Annotated in this window: 31 protein-coding genes; 13 read left to right on the forward strand and 18 right to left on the reverse strand. The window is 61.7% G+C overall.

Annotated features, from left to right (window positions below; translation table 11 throughout):
- Positions 1-30 precede the first annotated feature (30 nt).
- Genes E4Z66_RS14605 through rnhA form a run of 3 tightly spaced genes read left to right on the forward strand, consistent with a single transcriptional unit; the run spans position 31 to position 1,524 of the window.
- The gene (locus E4Z66_RS14605) at positions 31-483 is read left to right on the forward strand and encodes a DUF3429 domain-containing protein (RefSeq protein WP_136463794.1); all 453 of its coding nucleotides are present in this window, start codon (positions 31-33) and stop codon (positions 481-483) included.
- Complete coding sequence (locus tag E4Z66_RS14610) at positions 480-1,076, forward strand: class I SAM-dependent DNA methyltransferase (protein ID WP_136463795.1); 597 nt, start codon at positions 480-482, stop codon at positions 1,074-1,076. Before E4Z66_RS14605 ends, E4Z66_RS14610 begins: the two co-directional genes overlap by 4 nt.
- Positions 1,069-1,524, forward strand: coding sequence for a ribonuclease HI (rnhA, locus tag E4Z66_RS14615; protein WP_136463796.1), 456 nt, complete (start codon positions 1,069-1,071; stop codon positions 1,522-1,524). The genes E4Z66_RS14610 and rnhA overlap by 8 nt, the downstream gene beginning before the upstream one ends.
- Before the next feature lie 3 nt (positions 1,525-1,527).
- Here rnhA and E4Z66_RS14620 read toward each other — a convergent pair whose 3' ends face one another.
- From E4Z66_RS14620 to def (E4Z66_RS14645), 6 genes are read right to left on the reverse strand one after another with little or no spacing between them, the layout of a single operon-like run.
- Positions 1,528-1,764 (reverse strand): GlsB/YeaQ/YmgE family stress response membrane protein, encoded by a 237-nt coding sequence (locus E4Z66_RS14620; RefSeq protein ID WP_136463797.1) that lies wholly within the window; start codon positions 1,762-1,764, stop codon positions 1,528-1,530.
- 1 nt (position 1,765) lies between these two features.
- On the reverse strand, positions 1,766-2,002 hold the full coding sequence (locus tag E4Z66_RS14625) for a hypothetical protein (protein ID WP_136463798.1): 237 nt from the start codon (positions 2,000-2,002) through the stop codon (positions 1,766-1,768).
- Between the two features lies 1 nt (position 2,003).
- The gene (gene fmt / locus E4Z66_RS14630) at positions 2,004-2,909 is read right to left on the reverse strand and encodes a methionyl-tRNA formyltransferase (RefSeq protein ID WP_136463799.1); all 906 of its coding nucleotides are present in this window, start codon (positions 2,907-2,909) and stop codon (positions 2,004-2,006) included.
- A 14-nt stretch (positions 2,910-2,923) separates the two neighbouring features.
- Positions 2,924-3,421: a peptide deformylase gene (gene def / locus E4Z66_RS14635; RefSeq protein ID WP_136463800.1), complete on the reverse strand. Its 498-nt coding sequence runs from the start codon at positions 3,419-3,421 to the stop codon at positions 2,924-2,926.
- Positions 3,418-3,918, reverse strand: a complete 501-nt coding sequence (gene def, locus E4Z66_RS14640) for a peptide deformylase (protein ID WP_136463801.1) — start codon at positions 3,916-3,918, stop codon at positions 3,418-3,420. The genes def (E4Z66_RS14635) and def (E4Z66_RS14640) overlap by 4 nt, the downstream gene beginning before the upstream one ends.
- Positions 3,915-4,433 carry a peptide deformylase gene (def, locus tag E4Z66_RS14645; RefSeq protein ID WP_136463802.1) on the reverse strand — a complete coding sequence of 173 codons (519 nt, stop codon included), beginning with the start codon at positions 4,431-4,433 and terminating at the stop codon, positions 3,915-3,917. Before def (E4Z66_RS14645) ends, def (E4Z66_RS14640) begins: the two co-directional genes overlap by 4 nt.
- Before the next feature lie 96 nt (positions 4,434-4,529).
- Here def (E4Z66_RS14645) and E4Z66_RS14650 point away from each other — a divergent pair, with 96 nt between their 5' ends.
- Positions 4,530-5,711, forward strand: a complete 1,182-nt coding sequence (locus E4Z66_RS14650; RefSeq protein ID WP_136463803.1) for a MalY/PatB family protein — start codon at positions 4,530-4,532, stop codon at positions 5,709-5,711.
- A gap of 3 nt (positions 5,712-5,714) precedes the next feature.
- Here E4Z66_RS14650 and E4Z66_RS14655 read toward each other — a convergent pair whose 3' ends face one another.
- Positions 5,715-6,368: a DUF1045 domain-containing protein gene (locus E4Z66_RS14655; RefSeq protein ID WP_136463804.1), complete on the reverse strand. Its 654-nt coding sequence runs from the start codon at positions 6,366-6,368 to the stop codon at positions 5,715-5,717.
- A 3-nt stretch (positions 6,369-6,371) separates the two neighbouring features.
- Positions 6,372-6,734, reverse strand: a complete 363-nt coding sequence (locus tag E4Z66_RS14660) for a hypothetical protein (protein ID WP_136463805.1) — start codon at positions 6,732-6,734, stop codon at positions 6,372-6,374.
- Positions 6,735-6,948: 214 nt separating this feature from the next.
- Here E4Z66_RS14660 and E4Z66_RS14665 point away from each other — a divergent pair, with 214 nt between their 5' ends.
- Entirely contained in the window at positions 6,949-7,938 is a 990-nt protein-coding gene (locus E4Z66_RS14665; protein WP_136463806.1) for a glutathione S-transferase family protein, read from the forward strand.
- Here E4Z66_RS14665 and E4Z66_RS14670 read toward each other — a convergent pair.
- Positions 7,920-8,282 carry a response regulator gene (locus tag E4Z66_RS14670; protein WP_136463807.1) on the reverse strand — a complete coding sequence of 121 codons (363 nt, stop codon included), beginning with the start codon at positions 8,280-8,282 and terminating at the stop codon, positions 7,920-7,922. The genes E4Z66_RS14665 and E4Z66_RS14670 overlap by 19 nt on opposite strands.
- 338 nt (positions 8,283-8,620) lie before the next feature.
- Between E4Z66_RS14670 and E4Z66_RS14675 the strand changes: the two genes are divergently transcribed.
- Positions 8,621-9,781, forward strand: coding sequence for a lytic murein transglycosylase (locus tag E4Z66_RS14675; protein WP_136463808.1), 1,161 nt, complete (start codon positions 8,621-8,623; stop codon positions 9,779-9,781).
- A 15-nt stretch (positions 9,782-9,796) separates the two neighbouring features.
- Here the strand turns inward: E4Z66_RS14675 and smc are convergent, their stop codons facing one another.
- The gene (gene smc, locus E4Z66_RS14680; RefSeq protein WP_136463809.1) at positions 9,797-13,252 is read right to left on the reverse strand and encodes a chromosome segregation protein SMC; all 3,456 of its coding nucleotides are present in this window, start codon (positions 13,250-13,252) and stop codon (positions 9,797-9,799) included.
- A 227-nt stretch (positions 13,253-13,479) separates the two neighbouring features.
- Here smc and E4Z66_RS14685 point away from each other — a divergent pair, with 227 nt between their 5' ends.
- Entirely contained in the window at positions 13,480-14,241 is a 762-nt protein-coding gene (locus E4Z66_RS14685; protein ID WP_136463810.1) for a FadR/GntR family transcriptional regulator, read from the forward strand.
- A gap of 205 nt (positions 14,242-14,446) precedes the next feature.
- Here E4Z66_RS14685 and E4Z66_RS14690 read toward each other — a convergent pair whose 3' ends face one another.
- From E4Z66_RS14690 to E4Z66_RS14710, 5 genes are all read right to left on the reverse strand, one after another.
- Positions 14,447-15,007, reverse strand: a complete 561-nt coding sequence (locus E4Z66_RS14690) for a F0F1 ATP synthase subunit B (protein ID WP_136464171.1) — start codon at positions 15,005-15,007, stop codon at positions 14,447-14,449.
- Between the two features lie 8 nt (positions 15,008-15,015).
- A complete protein-coding gene (locus E4Z66_RS14695) occupies positions 15,016-15,540 on the reverse strand; it encodes a F0F1 ATP synthase subunit B' (protein ID WP_136464172.1) in 525 nt (174 codons plus the stop codon).
- A gap of 108 nt (positions 15,541-15,648) precedes the next feature.
- Positions 15,649-15,885 (reverse strand): F0F1 ATP synthase subunit C, encoded by a 237-nt coding sequence (locus tag E4Z66_RS14700; RefSeq protein WP_136463811.1) that lies wholly within the window; start codon positions 15,883-15,885, stop codon positions 15,649-15,651.
- Between the two features lie 61 nt (positions 15,886-15,946).
- Positions 15,947-16,717: a F0F1 ATP synthase subunit A gene (locus tag E4Z66_RS14705; protein ID WP_136463812.1), complete on the reverse strand. Its 771-nt coding sequence runs from the start codon at positions 16,715-16,717 to the stop codon at positions 15,947-15,949.
- A complete protein-coding gene (locus E4Z66_RS14710) occupies positions 16,707-17,027 on the reverse strand; it encodes an AtpZ/AtpI family protein (protein ID WP_211097176.1) in 321 nt (106 codons plus the stop codon). The genes E4Z66_RS14705 and E4Z66_RS14710 overlap by 11 nt, the downstream gene beginning before the upstream one ends.
- Before the next feature lie 250 nt (positions 17,028-17,277).
- Between E4Z66_RS14710 and E4Z66_RS14715 the strand changes: the two genes are divergently transcribed.
- A complete protein-coding gene (locus E4Z66_RS14715) occupies positions 17,278-17,619 on the forward strand; it encodes an ArsR/SmtB family transcription factor (RefSeq protein ID WP_136463814.1) in 342 nt (113 codons plus the stop codon).
- A gap of 148 nt (positions 17,620-17,767) precedes the next feature.
- On the opposite strand, the gene E4Z66_RS14720 is transcribed toward E4Z66_RS14715, so the two are convergent.
- Both E4Z66_RS14720 and E4Z66_RS14725 read right to left on the reverse strand, forming a co-directional pair.
- On the reverse strand, positions 17,768-18,616 hold the full coding sequence (locus tag E4Z66_RS14720; protein WP_136463815.1) for a DMT family transporter: 849 nt from the start codon (positions 18,614-18,616) through the stop codon (positions 17,768-17,770).
- 26 nt (positions 18,617-18,642) lie between these two features.
- Positions 18,643-19,521 carry a LysR family transcriptional regulator gene (locus E4Z66_RS14725; protein ID WP_136463816.1) on the reverse strand — a complete coding sequence of 293 codons (879 nt, stop codon included), beginning with the start codon at positions 19,519-19,521 and terminating at the stop codon, positions 18,643-18,645.
- Between the two features lie 101 nt (positions 19,522-19,622).
- Here E4Z66_RS14725 and E4Z66_RS14730 point away from each other — a divergent pair, with 101 nt between their 5' ends.
- Positions 19,623-20,195 (forward strand): FMN-dependent NADH-azoreductase, encoded by a 573-nt coding sequence (locus E4Z66_RS14730; protein ID WP_136463817.1) that lies wholly within the window; start codon positions 19,623-19,625, stop codon positions 20,193-20,195.
- Between the two features lie 73 nt (positions 20,196-20,268).
- On the opposite strand, the gene E4Z66_RS14735 is transcribed toward E4Z66_RS14730, so the two are convergent.
- Entirely contained in the window at positions 20,269-20,490 is a 222-nt protein-coding gene (locus E4Z66_RS14735) for a hypothetical protein (protein WP_136463818.1), read from the reverse strand.
- A gap of 348 nt (positions 20,491-20,838) precedes the next feature.
- On the opposite strand from E4Z66_RS14735, the gene ffh reads away from it, so the two are divergent.
- From ffh to E4Z66_RS14755, 4 genes are all read left to right on the forward strand, one after another.
- Positions 20,839-22,335 (forward strand): signal recognition particle protein, encoded by a 1,497-nt coding sequence (gene ffh, locus E4Z66_RS14740; protein ID WP_136463819.1) that lies wholly within the window; start codon positions 20,839-20,841, stop codon positions 22,333-22,335.
- 96 nt (positions 22,336-22,431) lie between these two features.
- Entirely contained in the window at positions 22,432-22,986 is a 555-nt protein-coding gene (locus E4Z66_RS14745) for a GNAT family N-acetyltransferase (RefSeq protein WP_136463820.1), read from the forward strand.
- On the forward strand, positions 22,986-23,591 hold the full coding sequence (locus E4Z66_RS14750; protein ID WP_136463821.1) for a GNAT family N-acetyltransferase: 606 nt from the start codon (positions 22,986-22,988) through the stop codon (positions 23,589-23,591). The genes E4Z66_RS14745 and E4Z66_RS14750 overlap by 1 nt, the downstream gene beginning before the upstream one ends.
- Positions 23,584-23,904 (forward strand): chorismate mutase, encoded by a 321-nt coding sequence (locus E4Z66_RS14755; protein ID WP_246036044.1) that lies wholly within the window; start codon positions 23,584-23,586, stop codon positions 23,902-23,904. The genes E4Z66_RS14750 and E4Z66_RS14755 overlap by 8 nt, the downstream gene beginning before the upstream one ends.
- Positions 23,905-23,909: the final 5 nt, after the last annotated feature.

The following is a 23,909-nucleotide window of genomic DNA, read 5'->3' on the forward strand; positions in this document are numbered from 1 at the left end:
GTGCGGCGACCGCCCGCTATGTCCCGCCCCATGAGACGTATTCCAACCGCTCCTCTGATGCTCGGCCTTGCGGGCCTGATCCCCTTCCTCTGGGGCGCTGCGACCGTGGTCTCGGACCCGCTGCAATCTTGGGGCGCGGCCCATCTTGGCCCCCGTTTCATCGGCCCTTATGTGCAGCTTTTCTACGGCTCTGTCATTCTTAGCTTCATGTCCGGCGTGCTGTGGGGCTTTTCCGCCCGTTCCAGCGGCGGGCAGGCCGCGACAGGCTATGTCTTGTCGGTGATCCCGGCCCTCTGGGCTTTCTTCATGACCGGTGGCGGCCCGACTTCTGCCGCGACCAATCTGATCTTCGGCTTTCTGGGGCTGCTCATTCTCGATTTCGCTTTCGCGTCGTGGAAGCTCGCGCCGGATTGGTGGATGCCGCTGCGCCTGCTGCTGACCGCCGTGGTCGTGGCCTGCCTTGCCGTCGGGGTGTTCCTGTGACCGACCGCCAGACTCTCGACGTGTATGACGCACGCGCGACCGAATACGCCGATCTGACGACGGACGGCGTTCCTGACACGCAGCTGCGCCACTTTCTTGACCTGTTGCCTGACGCCTCCGACGTGCTTGATCTGGGCTGCGGTCCGGGGCGCTCAGCCATGATGATTGCCGCCGAAGGGCACCGCGTGACCGCGACAGATGCCAGCGCGCAGATGGTGGACCTTGCCAAGGCGCATCCCGGCGTCACCGCCCGGATGGAGACATTCCACGACCTCACCGGCACGGCGCTGTATCACGGGATCTGGGCGAATTTCTCGCTGCTGCATGCAGAGCGCGCCGACCTGCCCCGCCATTTCGCGGCGATCCGCGATGCGCTGAAACCGAACGGCATCTTTCATATCGGCATGAAGACCGGGGCAAAGACCCGCCGCGACACGATCGGGCGGCGCTATACCTATGTCACGCGGGAAGAACTCTTGGGCTGGCTCGACGCCGCCGGGATGACCCCGCTGCAAGAATGGACCGGCACATCGCGCGGTCTGGACGGGGAAATGGCCCCTTGGATCGTGATACAGGCGCGCAAACATGACTGAACTTTACGCATATACGGACGGCGCATGTTCCGGCAATCCGGGTCCGGGCGGCTGGGGGGTGCTTCTTCAGGCCAAGGATGGCGATACGGTCGTGAAGGAACGCGAACTTTCCGGCGGCGCGGCGCAGACCACGAACAACCAGATGGAAATGATGGCGGCGATCACGGCGTTGGAGACTCTGACCCAACCGACGAAGATCACCATTGTGACCGATTCCACCTATGTGAAGAACGGCGTGACCGGCTGGATTTTTGGCTGGAAGAAAAACGGCTGGAAAACCGCTGCGAAGAAACCCGTGAAGAACGCCGAGCTTTGGCAGCGCCTTGATGCGGCACAAGCGCGCCATGACATCACCTGGGAATGGGTCAAGGGCCATGCAGGCCATCCGGAGAACGAGCGCGCCGATGAACTGGCCCGCGCCGGGATGAAACCCTTCAAGTCTGGCTAGGCGTCACTTCTTCTGCATTTGCTGCCACAGCCACAGGACGAGCATCGCGCCCAGCACGGCGCCGACCAACCCGCCCAGCAGTCCAAACACGCCTGCCGCAAGACGCAGAAGCAGCCCACCGATCAATGCGCCGACCATGCCGATCACGACGGTGGTGATCACGTCAAGTTGGACCCGCATGATCCGGGTGGCGAGGAATCCCGCCGCCGCGCCGATGATCAACAACCAGATGACGAACATCTTACTTCCTCCAATGGAACGGGACGATCACAAGCGCCCCGATGGAAGAAACGATAGCATTCAATCCCGGTGAGCCGAACCCAATCCCGAACATCAGCCGCACGAAGTAGAACAGAAAGGCACCGCCGATACAGATGATGATGCTTTGCACGATGCCGTTATGGGTGAAGCCGGATCTTTCCGACAGGTAACCGACAAGCCCCGCGATAACGACCGTTCCGATCAGCGTTGGAAACATGTCAGAGCCGCGCCCCCTTGGTTATGGCTGCGCCGCGCTGGAACTCCGCCGCCGCTTGCGCGCCCTTGCCTGCCCGTTGCAGGCGCGTGATCCGTATTGCGTCCGCCCCGCAGGCAATCAGCAGATCGTCGTCCAGCACGTCACCCGGCGCACCCTGCCCGTCTTCGGCGCGCGAAGCGAGCAATTTCAGCCGCGCGCCCTGCCATTCTGTCCAAGCACCGGGAAAGGGCGAAAGGCCGCGGATCTGGCGGTCCACCTCGGCGGCGGGGCGGGTCCAGTCGATCCGGGCCTCGGCTTTGTCGATCTTGGCGGCATAGGTCACGCCGTCATCCGGCTGCGGTTGCGGCACCAGGTCATCCAAAGCGGCGAGTGCCTCGACGATGGCCCCTGCCCCCAATTGGCTGAGTTTGTCGTGCAATGTGCCGGTCGTGTCTTCCGGCGCGATGGCGATCTCTTTGCGCAGCAGTACCGGCCCCGTATCCAGCCCCTCTTCCATCTGCATGATGCAGACACCGGTCCTTGTATCGCCCGCCATGATCGCACGGTGGATCGGCGCGGCACCGCGCCAGCGCGGCAGCAGAGAGGCATGGATATTCAGGCACCCGCGTTCCGGCGCATCCAGAATGGGTTTGGGCAGAAGCAGCCCATAGGCCACGACCACCGCGAGCTCCGCGCCCAGCGCGGCGAACTCGGCCTGCGCCTCACTGGATTTGAGCGACACCGGATGACGCACGGGCAGCCCCAGCGCTTCGGCCTTGGCCTGAACCGGCGAGAGGCGTTCTTTCTTGCCCCGCCCCGCAGGACGTGGCGGCTGCGAATACACGCACAGCACGTCGTGCCCGGCCTCGACCAACGCCTCCAGCACTGGCACGGAAAAATCGGGCGTCCCCATGAAAACCAGCTTCATCCCACTCGCCTTTCCTACGCCCGCAGCTTGCGCGCCTTGCGCAGCAACATATCGCGTTTCACCTTGCCCAGATTGTCGAAATACATGCGCCCGTTCAAATGATCGATCTGATGCTGCACCGATGTAGCCTCCAAACCTTCGAAATCGCGCTCGCCCAGCGCGCCTTCCGCATCCAGATACCGGATCGTCACCTTGCCCGGCCGTTCCAGACGGGCGGAGACACCGGGCAGGCAGGGAGAGGCCTCTTCATGCGGGCGCATCTGCGTCGATGCTGCCACGCATTCGGGATTGGCAAGAAGGATGCGGCACGACCGGTCGTCGGTGGCATCGACCACAGCAAGCCGCAGCATGACACCAATCTGAGGCGCGGCCAGCCCGACACCGGGCATCGCGTCCATCGTTTCGACCATATCCTGCCAGATCTGCCGGATGTCATCGTTTATCTCGGTCACGGGGTCCGCAGCCGTGCGCAAGCGCTTGTCCGGCCAGCGCAGGATCGGGCGGATCGTCAAAGCGTGGCCTCATATTCAGCCAAGGCCGAGGCGCGCATCTCTGGCGTCAATCGGTCGAAGGTGACTTTGCCGTCAAGGTGATCGAGTTCATGCTGAAAACAGATCGCATCCATTCCGTCCAGCCAGCGTTCCTGCCGCTTGCCGTCCAGATCGATCCAGCCCGCGAAAATCCGGGCATGGCGAGAGATATCCGTCGTGATCCCGGGGATCGACAGGCACCCTTCGGGGCCGATGCAGGTTTCGGCGCTGGCATCACGGATCACGGGGTTCACGAACACCGCCGGTTCTGGTTCGGCCGATTTCCACGCCACATCCATAACGAAGATCCGCTTGAGCACACCGACCTGCGGAGCCGCCAGCCCGCGCCCCTCGGCGTCATACATCGTCTCGAACATATCCTCGACCAAGGCGCGCAGATCGTCGTCCAGCGCGCCGACGACCTCACATTTCGCCCCGAGGCGCGGATCAGGCCAGCGCAGAATCGGCAGAACACTCATGCGCGGGCGCGCTCTTTCTTCAGCTTGACCATCTTGCGGGTGATCATCTGACGTTTGAGCGGCTTGAGGTAATCGATGAAGAGCTTGCCATCGAGATGGTCGATCTCGTGCTGGACGCAGGTGGCCCACAGACCGTCGAACCCTTCGCGATGCTCTTTGCCGTCCAGATCCATCCACGCGACCTCGACCTCTGCCGGGCGGGTCACGTCTGCATACTGATCCGGGATCGACAGGCAGCCTTCCTCATAGGTGTTGAGCGCATCTGACGCGGCGATCACGCGCGGGTTCAGCATGACAAGGGGGCGCGGCTCTTCTTCATCTGTGCGAGCACAGTCCAGCGTGATGATCCGCTGGCCCACGGAAACTTGCGGCCCGGCCAGACCGATCCCCGGCGCGGCATACATCGTTTCCAGCATGTCTTTGCCCAAGACGCGCAGCGCGTCGGAACTGTCTGCGATCTCTGCCGCCACCTTGGTCAGCCGTGGATCCGGATGGATGAGGATGTTCAGTTTCATGGCAAGCGATGTAATGGCTTGGGCGCGCGGCTGCAATCCGCTTGCACAGCGCGCGCGCGGCGTTAGGCTCCGCCTCGCTTTACGAAGGAGTTCCCCATGAGCATCGACCCCCGTTTTGATCCCATCATCGACCGCCGCGGCACCCATTGCGCGAAGTGGGACAAGATGGAGCCCGTCTACGGCGTATCGCCCGATGATGGCCTAGCCATGTGGGTCGCGGATATGGACTTCCGCCCGCCGCAATGCGTTATCGACGCGCTTCAGGCACAGTTGGATCACGGGGTGTTCGGCTATTTCGGGGATGACAGCGCCTATCTGTCCGCAATCCAGTGGTGGATGCGCGAACGGCACGGCTGGGACGTGGACCCCGCAGCGGTGTTCACTACCCACGGCCTCGTCAATGGCACAGCGATGTGCGTCGATGCCTTTACCCAGCCCGGCGATGGCGTCGTGTTGTTCACCCCGGTCTATCACGCCTTTGCCCGCGTCATCACGGCTGCCGGGCGCGAGGTCGTCGAATGCCGAATGGAAAACGATAACGGGCGCTATCAGATGGATTTCGCCGCCTATGACGCCCAGATGACCGGGCGCGAAAAGATGGTCATCCTGTGTTCGCCGCACAATCCGGGCGGCCGCGTCTGGACCCGCGCAGAACTGGAGGGCGTTGCCGAGTTCGCCCGCAAGCACGATCTGATCCTCGTCTCGGACGAAATTCACCACGACCTGCTGATGCCCGGTGCCAAGCATATCCCGATGGCCCTGATCGACGGGATCGAAGACCGGTTGGTGATGATGACCGCCACCACGAAGACATTCAACATCGCGGGCAGCCATTCTGGCAACGTGATCATCCACGATCCGAAGCTGCGCGCGACCTTTGCAGGGCGCATGGCAGCCATGGGCCTGTCGCCCAATTCCTTTGGTCTGTTCATGGCAACGGCGGCCTATTCGCCGGAAGGGGCCGATTGGGTCGATGGGCTGTGCCAGTACCTTGACGGCAATCGCCAGATTTTCGATGCGGGCATCAACGCGATCCCGGGCCTGAAATCCATGCCTCTGGAAGCCACCTACCTGTCCTGGGTCGATTTCTCCGGCACGGGCATGGACAAAGCCGAGTTCACGGGCCGGGTAGAGAAAACCGCAAGGATCGCCGTGAACCACGGGCCGACCTTCGGCACGGGCGGCGAAGATTTCCTGCGGTTCAACATCGCAACGCCCCGCGCACGTATCGAAGAAGCCGTGGCGCGCATGGCCGACGCGTTCAAAGACCTTCAGTAACGGTCAGCCCCCGAAAGCGAAGCGGGCGATCTGATGAAATCGCCCGTCTTCGGCCTCTCCCAGCAGGGACAGGCTATCGAGGACCATCTCCTGGCGCAGCACCGGGCGCAGCCGCTCTTGCAGCAGCTCAAAGACGGCTTCGGTGTCTTGCTTGACCGGGCCTGTCAGCGTGAGGTGGAATTTGAACTCTTCCATGACATAGGGATAACCCCAACGGTCGAGATAGGCTTCCTGCCTCTCTGACAGGCGCGATTGGCGGCGCCGCGCCAGTTCCGCATCGTTAAGCGGTGCGCGGAACGGATCAAGCTGTTCCACCGCCGCATCAGCCACGCTCCGCAGCAAGGGCTGCTCATCCGGCGCGGTGAGGGCAAAGAACCTGCTGATCTGCGCCAGCCCCAGCGAAGTCAGCGCGAAAGGCGTGAGGTCGCGGCACATGGTATCCAGCGCATCTGCAAGCGCATGGGCATCCGCCCCCGCCGCCAGCCGAAACGGCGGCTTCATGGTGGCGTGAAACCCGTATTTGCGTGGGCGATCCGTCAGCACAGGATGTGTGGGCGTTCTATCCGTGCCGGTGCGATTGTCCCAGCCGAGCCATTGCGCACCCGCATCCCCCCACGCGCCGTCCGGCACGAAGTAAACCGCATAGCGCTTGAACATGGATCAGGCCGGAAGTTCGGTCTGGTCGATCAACCCGGCGGGCACCTCGCCCTCTGCTGCGAAGTCCCGCGCGGCCGATGTGGCCACCGCGGTCATGCGCTTGAATTCATAGCGCATCTCGCCGGCCTCTTCATCGGCGGCGACAATCAGGCATTGGAACAACTGCGACGGCCCTTCGTAAAGATCGACAAATCCGCGCAGGTGCGGCGCATCCTCCGACGCGACGCTGAAGCCGTTTTCCCACATGCGCAGCACCCGGAAATAGCCATCAGGCGTTTCCACGCGCAGCTTGGAAGAAGATTTCAGCCGCTTCAACCGCGCGGCATCCAAGTCTTTTTGGATATCATTCGGAATGTAAGTCGTCATCGCAGCGCTCCCCAGAACCTTGTCTAGAAGAAGCCTCAGACAGCCGTGTTTCAAGTTAAAATTTCATGACAAAGGCAAGGCCCCGACGTCACTTTCAACGCTGCGCCGCAGCGCGTTGCGGCCTGTGCAACGATGCAGGGGGCCTGCGCGCCCTTGGGTGTAGGCCGCGTGACCTTCAGGTTCTAGTTCTGCATCAGCAGCATCGGAGAATATCATGGGCCTACTCGTTGATGGCGTCTGGCAAGACCAGTGGTACGACACCTCATCTTCTGGTGGAAAATTCGAACGCTCAGCCGCGAAATTCCGCAACTGGATCACCCCGGACGGGTCTGCCGGCCCATCCGGCGAGGGGGGATTCGCCGCCGAATCCGGGCGCTATCACCTCTATGTCTCATACGCCTGCCCGTGGGCGCATCGCACGCTGATCTTCCGCGCGCTGAAAGGGCTGACACCGCATATCACGATCAGTGCGGTCCATCCCGACATGTTGTCCGGCGGATGGACCTTTGACACTGATTTCGCGGGGGCGACCGGCGATACGCTGTATGGCCTCAACTATCTGCGCGACATCTACCTGAAAGCGGACCCGAAAATGTCGGGCCGGGTCACGGTGCCGGTGCTTTGGGACAAACAACGCGAAACCATCGTCAGCAATGAAAGCGCCGAGATCATCCGCATGCTGAACTCTGCCTTCGATGGCATCACTGGCGACACACCGGATTTCTGGCCTGAAGCGCAGCGCGGCGAAATCGCGGACGTGAATGACCGCATCTATGACACGGTGAATAACGGCGTCTACAAAGCCGGGTTCGCAACGACGCAATCGGCCTATGACAGTGCGGTATATCCGCTGTTCGATACGCTGGACTGGCTCGAAGACCGTTTGGCCAGTCAGCGATACCTGATGGGCAGCACGATCACCGAGGCCGATTGGCGCCTGTTCACAACCCTCATCCGGTTCGATCCGGTCTATCACCAGCACTTCAAGTGCAACCGCAAGCGGATCGTCGACTACCCCAACCTATGGGGCTATACGCGCGAATTGTATCAGTGGGACGGGGTGGCTGGCACCGTGAACATGGATCATATCGTGCGCCACTATCATTACAGCCACGACACGATAAACCCGAACCGGATCATCCCCATAAACCCGCAGCTAGACTACCAGCAGCATCACGGGCGCGATCATCTGGCTGCGGCGTAATAATCCACCATCGCGGCCAGATCCTCCGGCGGGGTGGCCGATTGGATAAACGCGCAAGCATTCGTGACATGAGAGAAGATCGAACCGTCCGAAAAGAAGCGGTTGTTGGTCACGAAGATGACCTGAGTAGCGGGGCAGCGGTAGTTGGCATAATCGGCAACGGCCAATGCGCTCCCGTTCTGCAACATCAGGTCCAGAATGATGATGTCCGGCGCGGTAATATTCATGTCAGAGATCGCCTGATCCTGACTTTCCGCGACCTGCACCGACATTCCACAGCGATGTAGATGGCGTTGCCACAGGAGCCCTAGTTCAGCTTTGCCATGTACGATCAATACATTCATGTTCCCTCCGATCGAGACAACCACGACACTTTAATCACTTCCCTCGAATGGCCGCATCATGCCTCCCGAGAGGTTAACAGATGATTAAGAACGGTCGCTGATTAACGATATTTGACGCTAGGTTAACTCACGAAATCGCGTGTTCGAACGGAAGGTTTCAGCGCCGCGAAATCGCTCAAAGCCCTTGCGAACGCCCTGCATGGTTGGGCCCGCCCGCCAGCTTTCAATGCGGGGCGCATTGTAAAACTGCCGCAAAGCCGCGCGATCTATGCCACTGCGCTTGCGCTTCGGGGTTTCGTAAGAAAAGCTTCCAGAATGTGAAGTAAGGGTTTCTTAATATGTTCCGCACGCTCGCTTTTCTGCTTTTCCTCGCGCCCTCTGTAGTGGCTGCGCAATGCGGCGGATCGTTTGCCGGCTTCGTCAAATCCCTTGCGGCGGAATCGCGACAGCGCGGCTATGACGCGAACACGGTTGCGCAGTTCTTCGCCGGGGTCGTGCAGGATTCGAAGGTTCTGCGTGCAGACCGGGCGCAGGGCGTCTTCCAGAAGCCGTTCATCGAATTTTCGCGCAGGCTGATCTCTAACCAGCGGATACAAAAAGGCCGCAACCTGGCGCGGCAGTATGATTCCACCTTTGATCTGATCGAACGCACCTATGGCGTCAGCCGGGGTGTCCTGCTGGCATTCTGGGCCTTTGAAACCGATTACGGCACGTTTCAGGGCGACTTCAACACGCGCAACGCGTTGGTGACGCTGGCGCATGACTGCCGCCGCCCCGACCTGTTTCGCCCACAGATTTTCGCCGCGCTGGAACTCTACACCCGTGGGCAATTCGACCCGGCGCGCACCACCGGCGCCTGGGCAGGTGAGATCGGCATGGTCCAGATGCTGCCCGGCGATATTCTTGAAAACGGGGTCGATGCGGATGGCGATGGGCGCGTTCGGCTGAAGACATCCGCCCCCGATGCATTGGTTTCGGGCGCCAAGATGCTGAACCACCTTGGCTGGCGCGCGGGGGAGCCTTGGGTACAGGAAGTCACCGTACCGCAAAACATGGACTGGTCGCTATCGGGGCTGAATACCACGCTGCCTGCCAGCCAATGGGCCAAAATGGGTGTTGCCCCGCGCAGTGGACGGTTGGCGAACCTGCCCGCCTCTTTGATCCTGCCGCAGGGGCACAAGGGGCCTGCCTTCCTCGCCTACCCGAACTTCCGCGTCTATTTCGAGTGGAACCAAAGCTTTACCTATGTGATGACCGCCGCCTACTTCGCCACCCGGCTAGAGGGCGCAGCGGTCTACAACGCTGGGAAGCCGGATGCGGGCCTGTCCGCACAGCAGATGAAGCAGTTGCAGCGCAAGCTCCAGGCGCGTGGATACAATGTCGGCAAGGTTGATGGCATCTTGGGCGCGCGCACCCGTGACGCCGTGCAGGCAGAACAGAAACGCCTTGGCCTGCCTGCCGATGCGTGGCCGACAGCGGCGCTTCTGGGTCGGTTGTAACGGGCAAGCCCCGGATCAGGCGACCATCGCCTCGGCCTTTTTCAGGTCGACGCTGACAAGCTGGCTCACGCCCTGTTCACCCATGGTCACACCAAAGAGCCGGTCCATCCGCGACATCGTCACAGCGTGGTGCGTGATGATCAAAAAGCGTGTGTCGGTCTGGCGGCACATTTCGTCCAGCATATCGCAGAAACGGCCCACATTCGCGTCATCCAGCGGCGCGTCGACCTCGTCGAGCACGCAGATCGGCGCGGGGTTGGCAAGGAACACGCCGAAAATCAGCGCCAGCGCCGTCAGTGTTTGCTCCCCGCCCGACAGTAGCGACAGGGTCGACAGTTTCTTGCCCGGCGGCTGGCACATGATCTCAAGCCCGGCTTCCAGCGGATCGTCGCTTTCGACCATCACAAGGTTCGCCTCGCCGCCGCCAAAGAGGTGGCGGAACAACATGGTGAAGTTGCTGTTCACCTGCTCGAACGCGGTCAAAAGACGCTCGCGCCCTTCCTTGTTCAGGCTGGCAATGCCGCTGCGCAGGGTGCGGATCGCCTCTTCCAGATCGGCTTTCTCGTTCTGGAGCGTGTCATGCTCTGCCTGTACTTCGCGCGAATCTTCCTCGGCCCGCAGGTTGACCGACCCCAGGGAATCGCGTTGCCGCTTGAACCGGTTCACATCGGTTTCCAGCGCTTCCGCACTCGGCATCTCGTCGGGGTTCATGTCCAGCTGCGTCAAGAGCTGGTTCGGCGTCAGTTGTTGATCCTCGGCGATGCGCTCTGCCGCAGCCTGCGTGGTTTCCCGTGCGGCTTCGACACGCGCCTCGGCGCGGGCGCGGGCCTCGCGCGCTTCGGATGCGGCACGCTCTGCGTCACGCTCTACCTCTTGCGCCTTACGCAGATCCCCTTCGCCGGTGGACAGCGCATCGGCAGCCTTTGCCTTGCGGCTTTCGGCCTTGGCAAGTTCCTGCATCAGTGTTTCGCGCTGCGCCGCGATCTCCTCCGGCGCGGCCTGCGCCGTGGCCAATTCCGCTTCGGAGCTTTCCTTACGCTCCAGCAATTCGCCGCGGCGCTTTTCAGCGGTCTCAAGCCGGTGCTTCCAACCGCTGACTTCGCGCGTGATTTCCTGCGCCCGCTTTGTGCGTGCCTCGCCCGTGCGGCGCAGTTCGTCTTGTGCGGACCGGCGCGACATCATCGTGATCCGCGACGCTTCAACCGTCATGCGCAGGTCTTCCGTGCCTGCACGAGCGGTTTCCAGATCGTCCAGCGCCTCCAGCGACGCGGTGGCTTCGGCCACCTGCTTGCGGGCGGACATCGCCTCGTCCTCGTGGCGGCGCACCGCAAGACCAAGGCTTTCCAGCTTCCCCTGAGCAAGGTTGCGATCGGCCTCTGCGCGGCTTAGCGCACGAGAGGCATCAGCCAGCATCCGGTCCGCCTGCTTCCGGGCTTCGCGCGCCTCGGAATCGGCACGGGATAGATCATCAAGCCGCTGCTTCAGCGCCTCATGCGCCTGCTCTGCCCCATCGGCGCGCGCCTCGGCACGGGCCAGCGACTGCTTCAATTCTTCAAGTCGGTTCAACTGTTGCAGCCGCAACGCTGCGGCAGAGGGCGCGTCTTCTGCCCAGGCGCGGAACCCGTCCCAGCGCCACAAATCTCCTTCGATCGACACCAGCCGCTGACCCGGCTTCAAATCCGCCTGCAACTTCGCCGCATCGTCCGGCTCGACGACACCGATCTGATCGATCCGGCGGCGCAGCGCGTCGGGCACATCGACGAACAGGCTCAGTGGCTGCACACCGGCAGGCATGGGTTGGATCACACTGTAATCGGGCAATGCGGCCCAGCCAGAGGGGCCATCCGCCGTCACCTGCGGGGCGCGCAGATCATCGGCCAGCGCCGCACCCAGCGCTTTTTCATAGCCGGGCTTCACGGTCAGCGCGTCCATGATCTGGCCGCCTTCGGCCGTGTCACGCGCCACCAGCTTGGCCAGCGCCCCGGCCTCTGCGCGAAGTGCATTGCGTTCGCCCACCGCTTCCGAGCGTTCCGCCCGCGCATCGGCTTCGCGCGACTGCGCCTCTGCCCGCGCTTCTTCTGCCGCGCGCAACGCTTCCTCGGACCGGGTGCTCATCGCGATCGCTTCGGCCTCGGCGGTCTTGGCCGCTTCGAAATCCTGTGCCGATTTCTCCAAAGCGGCCTTCGCGCCCGCCATCGCATCGCGCGCCTTGGTGGCTTCGGCCTCTGCCTTGTTCTGGGTCGTGCGGCTGTCCTCGACCAGCCGTTGCGCCGATTGGTGCCGCGCGGCAAGCCGGGCCACATCCTCGGTCTGCTGGGCAAGGTCCGACTCGCGCGCCTGCAAGACCTGCGCGGCTTCCTTGGCAGCCTGGGTTGCCAGCGTCAGTTCATCTTCGAACCCTTCGGAGGCTTTGGCGATCTCCGTCGCTTCCCATTCCAACCGCTCGATCGTTTCGCCCGCGTCGCGGTTCAACCCGGCTTCCCGTTCGATATCATGAGCCAACTGCGCGATACGCTTTTCCAGCGTTTCGATGGTTTCAGCCGCCCGCGCTTCGCGTTCTGTCAGCGTATCACGCTCCACCGACAAGCGCTGTACCAGTGCCGCAGCAATCGCCTGCTCGTCCCGCAGAGGGGGCAGCGCCTGTTCCGCCGCTTCGCGTGCCTTGACCGACTGCCGCACCTGCGTCTCGGCCTGCGCCGCTTCTGTCACACGGTGGCGGAGCTCTTCTTCGGCCTTGCTGCGGGCATCATCAGCCTCGCGCCAGCGACGATAGAGCAACATGCCTTCGAACTTGCGCAATTCGGCGCCGATCTCGCGATACCGCGCCGCTTGCCGCGCTTGCCGGGCGAGTTGCTGCAATTGCGAGGCGAGTTGTTCCAGCACGTCGTCGACCCGCGCCAGGTTCGTCTCGGTCCCGTTCAGCTTCAATTCCGCCTCGTGGCGGCGTTGATACAGGCCGCCAATCCCGGCCGCATCTTCCAGAACACGGCGGCGGGCCTTGGGTTTGGCGTTGATCAGCTCTGAAATCTGGCCCTGCCGCACCAGCGCGGGCGAATGCGCGCCAGTCGAGGCGTCCGCAAACAACATCTGCACATCCCGCGCACGGACATCCTTGCCGTTCGTCTTGTAAGCCGATCCGACGTCGCGCGTGATCCGCCGCACGATTTCGATCTGGTCGTTATCGTTGAACCCTGCAGGGGCCAGACGGTCGGTATTGTCGATATGCAGGCAAACTTCGGCGAAGTTGCGCGCCGGGCGCGAGGACGCACCGGCAAAGATCACGTCCTCCATCCCGCCGCCACGCATGGCCTTTGGGCGGTTCTCACCCATGACCCAGCGCAGCGCTTCAAGCAGGTTGGATTTACCGCACCCGTTTGGTCCCACCACGCCCGTCAGACCATCATGGATGATCAGGTCCGTCGGATCGACGAAGCTTTTGAAACCGGTCAGACGTAACTTGGTAAAGCGCAAGGGTACGATTCCTTTCCTATCCGGTCATGGTGGCAATCGCAGGGCGCTTTCGTCAAGCCGATACCCCCACAAACTGCGGCTCAGCTCCGCTTATCCACAAGATATTGCGGTTTCCTGCGGAAAATCGCCTGTAACGCTTCTGGGAAAACCTATGGCCTTATGCGCAGTCCATTGCGTGCCGTCGCCGCTGGTCATATGATTTTACCAATTCCGCCCCGGAGAGGACCATGCCGTTCAAACCCGTTCAATCCGAAAAGCTATCCACCGCCGTCGTGCGCCAGATCGAAGAGTTGATTCTGCGTGGAATCCTCCGCCCAGGAGAGCGTTTGCCAGCCGAGCGTGAGTTGGCGGACCGCCTTGGCGTCTCGCGCCCGTCCTTGCGCGACGCCATCGCAGAGTTGCAGACCGCCGGCCTGCTATCGGCGCGGCCCGGTGCGGGGGTCTATGTCGCGGATGTTCTGGGATCGGCCTTTTCGCCTGCTTTGCGCGATCTGATGTCCCGGCATGATGCGGCGGTCTTCGACTACCTCGCTTTTCGCCGCGATATGGAGGGGCTGGCGGCGGAACGAGCGGCGCGGCTTGCGTCGGATACCGATCTGGCCGTGGTGCAGCGGATACTCGACAAGATGGAAGACAAGCAGGGCCAAGCCGATGCGGCGGACGATGCCCGGCTGGACGCGCATTTCCACATGGCCATCATCGAAGCCAGCCATAACGTCGTCATGCTTCACATGATGCGGTCCATGTATGAATTGCTGCGCGAGGGCGTATTCTACAACCGTCAGGCGATGTTTGATCGCGCGGTCACGCGGGATGAATTGTTCGCGCAGCACAAAGCCATCAACGCGGCGCTGCAAGCCCGTGACCCCGCGGCGGCGCGGGCGGCGGTCGAAGCGCATCTGGACTACGTTCGGCAATGTCTTGAGGATCAGCGCCGCGCCGCCCGGAACGAAGACATCGCGCGGCTGAGGCTGGATCACGAACGCTGAACCAGGCTTTGCTTGCTTTCGGGCGCGAACGCCACCGGTGCCGATCACGACAGACGCGATGTCCATGCGCTGCGTCGGCTGGGGTTGGGCAGTCTTACTTGATCACCCGCCATCTGCCCCGCTGCGTTCTGCGCTTGCCCAACAAAAAGAAAAACCCCGACCTTGGGAAAGGCCGGGGCTCATGACGTCCAAATTGGACGAACCGTTAGTGCAGCTTGGTGTCGACTTCTGCAATAGCCGCATCGATCAGCTTGTTGCCATCGGTGGCGGTCATTTGCTTGGCGATCACGTCGCGCGCGGCAGCAATCGCAACAGAAATCGCTTGGTCGCGCACTTCCTTGACGGCAGAAGCCTCAGCTGACGCGATCTGGTCTTCCGCAGCGGCCAGACGGCGCGCGATGGATTTCTCAAGATCGGCTTTCGCCTGATCGGCGGCCAGTTGCGCTTCTTCCTTGGCGTGGGCGACGATGCGCTCCGCCTGCACTTTGACGTCTTGTTGCTTGCGCTCATACTCGGCCAGCAGCGTCTTGGCTTCTTCCTGAAGGGCTTTCGCCTCTTCGATCTCTGCCGAGATACCTTCCGCCCGCTTGTCCAGCATACCGCCGATCATTTTCGGCACGCCGAAATAGAACAGAACAGCCAGGAACAGGATGAACGAGATCAGGACGATGAAGTCCGTGTTCGCCAGCGAAAAGAACGGGCCGGATGCCGCAGCGGCGGGTTGCGCCATCAGGGCTGCGAGCAGGGCGAATGTCATGCGTTGCATCATCTGAATCACCCTTTCATCCGGTCGGCGACTGCACTGGCAATCGCTTTCGCGTCGGTTTTGCCACCGAACGCGCCGACGATATCCTGCGCGGTTTCCACCGACACTTCGCGGACGCTTTCAACGGCGCTGGCGCGGATCGCCGAAATCGCTTTTTCGGATTCCGCTGATTTGGCTGCGATCTCTGCATCCGCTTTCGCGATTGCAACGTCGAGATCGGCCTGGATCTGGGCGCGTGCTTCCGCCGCGATGGCCTGAGCCTCCGCACGGGCATCGGCCAGAGCCTTGTTATATGATTCCTCGGCCTCGGCTGCCTTGGCCTTCAGGTCTTCGGCATTCGCGATGGCGTTGGTGATCGTTCCCTGACGCTCCGCCAAAATGGCCGCAATGCGCGGCAGGGCGATGCGCGACAGGATGAAGTAAATCGCGATCAGTGCGAGAACCAGCCAGAAGATCTGGTTCGGGAAGGTACCGAATTCGAGCTGCGGCATGCCCGCTGCGCTCTCTGCGGCCCCATGGGTATCTGTTGCCATGTCGGAACCTCTTTCTCGGATCAGGTCCGTTAACGTGATCGAGGCCACCTAGGCCCCGACGCCGGGCAGCGCAATGCCGCCCGGCCGTAAGGAAAGTCCGCTAGGGTCTTAGACCGCGAACATCAGCAGAAGCGCAACCAGGAATGCGAAGATGCCCAGAGCTTCTGCGAACGCGATGCCGATGAACAGCGTCGCGGTTTGGCCAGCGGCCGCCGACGGGTTGCGCAGAGCGCCCGCCAGGAAGTTACCTGCAACGTGGCCCACACCGATTGCGGCTGCGCCGGAACCGATTGCTGCCAGGCCTGCGCCAACGAATTGGCCGAGTTGTGCGATATCACCTTCCATGTCTTTTCTCCTTACGATGGAATTGGGTTGATGTCGTAGGGTGCGCTTCAGCGCACCTTCGTCAGTGATGCGGGTGCAATGCGTCCTTGAGATAGACGCAGGTCAGGATCGTGAACACGTAGGCCTGAATGAAGGCCACCAGCAGTTCCAGACCATAGATCGCCACAACCCCAAGGATTGCGATCGGTGCGATTGCGGCAACTTGTGCGAAGCCCGCGAAAACTTTCAGAACCGCGTGACCGGCCATCATGTTGCCAGCAAGACGGATGGAGTGGCTGACCGGACGCACGAAATAGGAAATCAGTTCGATCAGCGCCAGGATCGGGCGCAGCGGCAGCGGCGCGGCTTCGACCCAGAAAAGGCTCAGGAACGAGGCGCCGTTCTTGACGAAGCCAAGGATCGTGACCGCGAAGAACACGCCAAAGCCCATAACTGCCGTCACAGCGATATGCGACGTCGTGGTGAAGGCCATTGGCAGCAGGCCAAGGAAGTTGGCGGCCAGAATGAACATGAACAGCGTCATGATGTACGGGAAGTAAACGATACCGTCTTTGCCGGTCACGTCTTCGACCATCTTGTAGACAAAGCCATAGGCCATTTCGGCAATCGACTGGCCACGGCCCGGAACAACGGCGCGTTTGGAGGTCGCCAGCACCATCAGCGCCGTCACGGCGAGGATCGCCACAAAGAGCCACAAGGTCACGTTGGTCGGCGTGTACCAATGGATCGCGTCACCACCAAACAGCGGCTTGACGATGAATTGGTCCATCGGGTGGAATTCCAGCCCGCCACCTTCTGCGCCGTGCGCACCCTCGTATCCGTTATCCGCCATTCTCCGGCCCCTCTGCCTTGCCGGGGTCTCCCCCGCCTACGTTCGTCTTCTGGAATTCCTGCGCGGTGGACAGCATGACTTTCACCCCCGCCGCAAGACCCAGCAATGTAAAGAGCACGAGGAAAATCGGAAGCGTTCCGAACAGGCGATCCAGCCCGTACCCCATGCCGAAACCGATCCCAAGACCGGCCACCATCTCTGTCACCATGCGCCAGCCCAATTGCGCCGACGAATAGTGCTCTTCCACATGCGGTTTCTCATCGGATGTTGCGGCTTTGAGTGCCTCAATCCGAGAGTGAAGTTCAGCCATCCGGTCTTTGTCGGACACAGAATTTCCCCACGCGTGAAGTTAGCCGTGTGCTAAGGCGCGCGGGCATCGGAGTCAATGCGTTGAGATGTCGACGCGAAAACCGTTCAAGTATTTGCAATTTATGTGGAAAATATTCACGCTCGCCTTGCGCGAAACGGCGTGCGGCGCAGGAATGGGACCGAAACCGTGCATTTCGCATATTCAACCGATTGGTTGACGATTGCTGCACCGTTGCGGCACACAGATAGTCATGGATGCCGATCTTGATACAGTTTTCGCCGCGCTGGCCGATCCCACACGCCGGACGATCCTGACCATGTTGTTGGAAGACGACATGGCGGTCACCGACGTGGCGGAGCCGTTCGAGATGTCCCTCGCCGCGATTTCCAAGCATTTGACGGTACTGACACGCGCGGGCCTGATCAGCCAGGAACGGCGCGGGCGCGTGAAGTGGTGCAAGCTGCAACCGGACGCTTTGAAGAACGCATCGGTCTGGATGCAGGGGTTCGGCCAATTCGAGCCGGTAAACCTCGACGCATTCGAACGATTCCTTCAGCAGGAATTGTCCGAAGCGCCGTACTCAGAAACGTAACCACCTTCCAAAGGCGGACATGGGAACCCATCAACTCGTAACTTACTACCTGACCCACGTCCTGTTGCTGTTATGACATCAAATGATGAACAAAACTCTGGGAAAGCCGGGTGAATTTTCCCCCGCATTCTAACTAAATCAGAGGTTGTTACTCGTCGCGCAGCAGCAGGATCAGCGCGAGGATCGTCAAGCCGATCCCGGCGAATACGAGCGCCGGTGGTGCGCCACGGCCCAGCGCGAATTCCCATCCGATGACCCAGCTTGGCGTCAGGTAGGTATAGGCCATGACCTTTGCCGCGGGCAGGCGCAGCGTGGCGAACTGCAACAGCACGAACGTCGCCGAACTTGCGAAGACGGCGATATAGATCAGGGTGATCCAGACGATGGCAGGCAGGTTTGACCATTGCGTCGCGCGAATATCGTTCCAGCCATATATCGTCAGCACGACCCCGCCCGCGAACAGCATCCCGAAGGTAAAGACAACTGCGGTCTCGCCCCGGTTCAGCTTGCGCACCATCGGCGTATAGATCGCATGCGCGACGCACCCGACGAAATAGATGACCTCGCCCCGCCCAACCTCAAGCGCCATCAGCGCCGTAAGGTCAGCGCGGAAGATCACCCAAAGCGCCCCCGCCGCGCCGACAGCAAGGGCCAGCGCCATACGCGGTGTTGTGATCTGCCGAAGCAGCAACCAGCCAAAAACGCCCGACATGATCGGCGTCAGGGTAAAAACGGCGGCAGCGCTGATCGCGGGCGCTGTCTTGAGCCCTTCGAACATCAGGACGAAATAGCTCGCGAACAGCGCGCCAAGCACGACATAACGCCAAGGTGCCTGCAAGGCGGCGCGCGTCATCCCGCCGGTCATCCAGACCGCCACGCCGATCACCCCGGTCGCGATCCAGAACCGCGCCGCATTTATCGCGGCCGGGGCGATTTCATTGGCGGCCATGGTGCCAAGGGAAAATGATCCGGCAACAAGCGCCGAGAAAAGCAGCATCGCCACATGGCCCTGCGCGGACGGGCTTAGATGTCCCAGCTTTTTGCCTCGGTCTTCAGATGTGTCAGGAACGCCTGCACCTTGGTGGTCCGGTGCAGATCGACATGAGTGACAAGCCAGAGCGGGCCGGACCAATCCTCACGGCTGGGAATGATCTCGACCAAGTCGGGATTCTCGCGGCCCAAGACGATGGGCAAGAAGCCAATACCGGATCCCGCGCGCACCGCCAGTTCCATTGCCCAGGGATCGCCCGATCGGAACTTGATCGCCTCTTCAGGCACTTTGGAACGTAGCCACGTGTTATAGGGCGCGCGACTATCCTTGCGATCATGCGCGACGAAGCGGTGGTTCGGCAGATCGTCTTCGCCCTTCGGCATTCCATATGTGTCGATGTACTTTCGCGCGGCAAACATCCCCACCCGCTGACGGAAAAACGGCTGCACCACATTGTCGGGCTGCTCGGGCGCATTGCCCGCGCGGATCGCCACATGCGCTTCGCCATATTCCAGCCGGAACACACGCTCCCCCGTCAGATAGCGGATCACCACATCGGGATATAGGGCCTGGAAGCTTTGCAGGATCGGGGCGACCATCGGCGCAAGGGACACAAGGGAGGTCACGACCAATTCGCCGGACACACCCTCCCCCTGGCCTTTGATCCGCCCCACCAATTGCGAGAACTGCTCATCCGTGGTTTGCGCGACCCGCAGCAAATCCTGCCCGGCCTCGGTCGCGGTGTAGCCACGGGCATGACGCTGGAACAGCTTGACGCCAAGCCGCCCCTCAAGCGCGTCGATATGACGGATCACCGTTGCATGGTGGACCCCCAGCACCTCGGCGGCGCCGCTTACCGTGCCCAGACGCGCCACTTGAAAAGCGGTGCGAATTTCGTCCCAGTTGTCCATCCCAGCCCTGTGCAAATTCCAACACTTATTGTTGATCTGACCGAATTGCGTTCGATTTTGCAAGGGGCCATCTGGCCCGTATCACACCAGCGGAGACAGATATGACCCTTCTTCACATCGACAGCTCAGCGCGCCGCGCCGATTCGACAACCCGCCGCCTGACAGCACAAGTCGTTACCCGCCTTGGGGGCGCCGCCCTGCGCAGGGATCTCGCAGACGCCTTGCCGCAACTGACCGAGGCTTGGGTGGGCGCGAACCTGACCCGCGCCGACGAACGGGATGCACTTCAGGCGGATGTCCTTGCCCTGTCCGATACTCTGATCGCAGAGTTACAGGCCGCCGATACTGTCGTGATTGGTGTCCCAATGTATAATTTCGGCATTCCCGCCAGCCTCAAGGCGTGGATTGATCTGGTCGCGCGCGCCGGGGTGACGTTTCGCTATTCCGAGGCGGGGCCAGAAGGGCTTTTGACCGGCAAACGCGCGATCCTTGTCATTGCGACAGGCGGAACTCCGGTCGGGTCGAACGTTGACTTCGCGACCGGGTACATGCGCCACGTGCTCGGGTTCCTGGGGATTACCGACGTGACCGTGATACAGGCCGATCAGATGGCAATGGCCCCGCAAAAGTCACTGGCACAGGCGGAAGCCCAGATCGCCGCGCTGGCGGCTTGACGCCCCCGAAAACGAAAAAGCCGCCCGGATTTGCACCCGGACGGCTTTGAATTGTCGGCGCAAGCCCTGAAGATCAGGTGCCGCTTGCGCTGGAGCTGTCCGAAGATGCAGCAGCGACTGTGACCAGCGCGAGCGCAGCCACGAGGCCAACACTGGCACCAACACCCAGACCGCCAGCCAGAAGGCCGGAACCCTGAGTCGAAACGACAGGCTTGGAAGCCGGTGTTTTTGCTTCTTCAGCAAATGCCGGAGCGGCAAGTGCCAGCGCAGCAACGGTCGCAAGAGCGTATTTCATGTCTCTCTCCTATAGCAGGACATGTCCTGAGTAATGCGTATACCTTTAGGATATGTCAATCGGAACGAGTGGTTTTGCTCGTAACTTCGCCGGTACAGCGTGACTTTTTCGCAGCGATCCGCCGGTGACGCCAACATGCCCCTGATCAGCCCGGACTTGACTCGACGCCCCTTGCGCCGTATTTCGCCCCCGTTCCGGAGACTCCCATATTCTCCGGTCCCTTGCCTTGCGCAGGGATCGCCCCCCACCAGCGAGTATCGCCCGTGGGGGCGCTTGACGTTTGGGATCACGCCGCTTCGTGCTTAAGTGCGGGGCATCAATGTCAACCGGCGCAGGAGGCCGCGGCACATGTTTGAAAATCTGTCCGAACGCCTGTCTGGCGTCTTCGACCGTCTGACCAAGCAAGGCGCTCTGAGCGAGGATGACGTCAAAACCGCGCTGCGCGAGGTCCGCGTGGCCCTGCTGGAAGCTGATGTATCGCTGCCCGTCGCCCGCGATTTCATCAAGCGCGTGCAAGATCAGGCCACGGGTCAGGCTGTCACCAAATCGGTGACGCCCGGCCAGCAGGTGGTCAAGATCGTGCATGACGCGCTGATCGACGTGCTGCGCGGCGAAGGGGAGCCCGGCGCTCTCAAGGTCGATGCGCCGCCCGCGCCGATCCTGATGGTCGGCCTGCAAGGCGGCGGCAAGACGACAACGACTGCCAAGCTTGCGAAACGGCTCAAGGACCGCGACGGCAAAAAGATCCTGATGGCCTCGCTCGATGTGAACCGCCCTGCGGCGATGGAACAGCTCGCCATCCTCGGCATGCAGATCGGCGTCGATACCCTGCCGATCGTCAAGGGCGAAGACCCGGTTGCCATCGCCAAACGCGCCAAGACACAAGCCAGCCTTGGCGGGTATGACGTCTACATGCTCGATACGGCGGGCCGCCTGTCCATCGACGAAGAGCTGATGGCACAGGTCGAAGCGATCCGCGACGTTGCCAATCCGCGCGAAACCCTGCTGGTGGTCGACGGCCTGACCGGCCAGGACGCTGTGCACACGGCGGAAAACTTCGACGAACGGATCGGCATCACCGGCGTCGTGCTGACCCGGATGGATGGCGATGGGCGCGGCGGCGCAGCACTCTCCATGCGCGCGGTCACTGGCAAGCCAATCAAATTCGTCGGCCTCGGCGAAAAGATGGACGCGCTCGAAACCTTCGAGCCTGAACGCATCGCCGGCCGCATCCTGGGCATGGGCGATATCGTCAGCCTCGTGGAAAAAGCGCAGGAAACGCTCGAAGCCGAACAGGCCGAGCGGATGATGAAGCGCATGGCGAAGGGTCAGTTCAATATGAACGACCTGAAGATGCAGCTGGAACAGATGCTCAAGATGGGCGGCATGGAAGGCATGATGGGCATGATGCCCGGCATGGGCAAAATGGCCAAACAGATCGAAGAGTCCGGCTTCGACGACAAGGTTCTGAAACGCCAGATCGCCATGATCCAGTCGATGACCAAGAAAGAACGCGCCAACCCGCAGATTCTGCAAGCCTCGCGCAAGAAACGGATCGCCGCAGGCTCCGGGATGGACGTTTCCGACCTCAATAAACTGCTCAAGATGCACCGCCAGATGGCCGACATGATGAAAAAGCTCGGCAAGGGCAAAGGCGGCATGATGAAAAAAGCCATGCAGGCAATGATGGGCAAGGGCGGTATGCCGGACATGGCCGGCATGGACCCCAAGCAACTGGAAGCGGCAGCGAAACAAATGGGCGGCAAACTGCCCGGCGGCATGCCCGGTCTCGGCGGCGGCATGGGCCTGCCCTCCGGTCTCTCCGGCTTCGGCAAGAAGAAATAAACCTATGCGCGCGCTGACCTTCATTGTTCCGCAAATACTCCCGCCGGAGGCAGACCAGACCACCGCGCGCGCAAAGTGTCGGATGGGACGCGCCGCATGACGATCGCCCTGTCCAACACGCCGGCTCTGGAAACCGAACGCCTGATCCTGCGCGCGCCGCAGGCCGATGACTGGCCGCAATGGCGGGCCATGACACGGTCCGAACGGTCACGCTTCATTCGCGCCGCTGACATGACAGACGGACTGGCGTGGCGCGCGATGGGCCACATCATCGGTCATTGGGTTCTGCGCGGCTGGGGCAATTTCGTCATTACGCGCAAGGGCGATAACACCGCTCTTGGCATGACTGGCCCATGGTTCCCGCAAGGGTGGCCGGAACCGGAAATCGGCTGGTCCATCTGGTCCGCCGAGGTCGAGGGCACGGGCATCGCCTTCGAAGCGGCCCAAGCGGCGCGCGATTTCGCCTTTGGCACGCTGGGGTGGCAGACGGCCGTAAGCTACATCGTGGCCGAAAACACCCGTTCCATCGCCTTGGCTGAGCGTTTGGGCGCGCGGCTGGACCCCACGGCGGACCACCCGAAACCGGCGCAGAAAAAAGACACCGATGAGACCGTTCTGGTCTATCGCCACCCCAAGCCGGAGGCGGCGTGATGGGCTTTGGCAATATCCCGGAACTGGAGACCAAACGGCTGCGCCTCAAAGCGCCGCAGCCCGAGGACTACCCGAATTTCAAGGCGACCTTCACGTCGTTCCGGTCGCGTTTCATGGGCGGTCCGCTGAACCCTTATGAAACCTGGATGCTCTACGCGGCCGAGATCGGCCATTGGGAAATCCGCGGGTTCGGCATGTGGATGATCCACGACAAGACGTCGGGCGAAACCTACGGCATGGCCGGCGGCTGGCAGCCCGCCGGGTGGCCGGAACGCGAAATCGCATGGATCATCTGGCCCGATAAAGGCGGCAAAGGCTACGCGCTGGAGGCCACGGACCGGGTTCGCCACTACTTTTATGACGATCTGGGGTGGGACAACGCGGTCAGCTATATCGACCCCAAGAACCTCGATTCGATCCGGCTCGCCGAACGTCTGGGCTGTATCAAGGACCGGGACGCGGCGACGATTGACGGCTCTGACGCGGTCTACCGCCACCCGGCGCCGGGTCAGCTGCGCGATAGCCAGATCGCCCATGGTATCGACATGGAAATCGCGCATTACGCCGACCCGCTCTTCAAACCGAAAGGATGGGCCCTTGACTGACACATCCCCCGATCCTCAGACCGATGCGGTTGCAAAGGCGGCCCAGATTCTGGCCGACCACCGTTCCAGCATCGACCGGCTGGATGCGATCCTTGTCTATACGTTGGGCGAGCGGTTCAAACACACGCAAGCCGTGGGCAAACTCAAGGCCCAGCACGACCTTCCCCCGTCCGATCCCGACCGCGAAGCGGCTCAGATCGCACGGCTCGAAGATTTGGCGAAACGCGCGGATCTCGATCCCGAATTCGCCAAGAAGTTCCTGAACTTCATCATCGCTGAAGTCATTCAGCACCACAAAAGCCACCAGAAGTAGGGTGT

Origin of the sequence: Aliishimia ponticola (assembly GCF_004803475.1) — a bacterium.
In the GTDB taxonomy this organism is placed as follows: domain Bacteria; phylum Pseudomonadota; class Alphaproteobacteria; order Rhodobacterales; family Rhodobacteraceae; genus Aliishimia; species Aliishimia ponticola.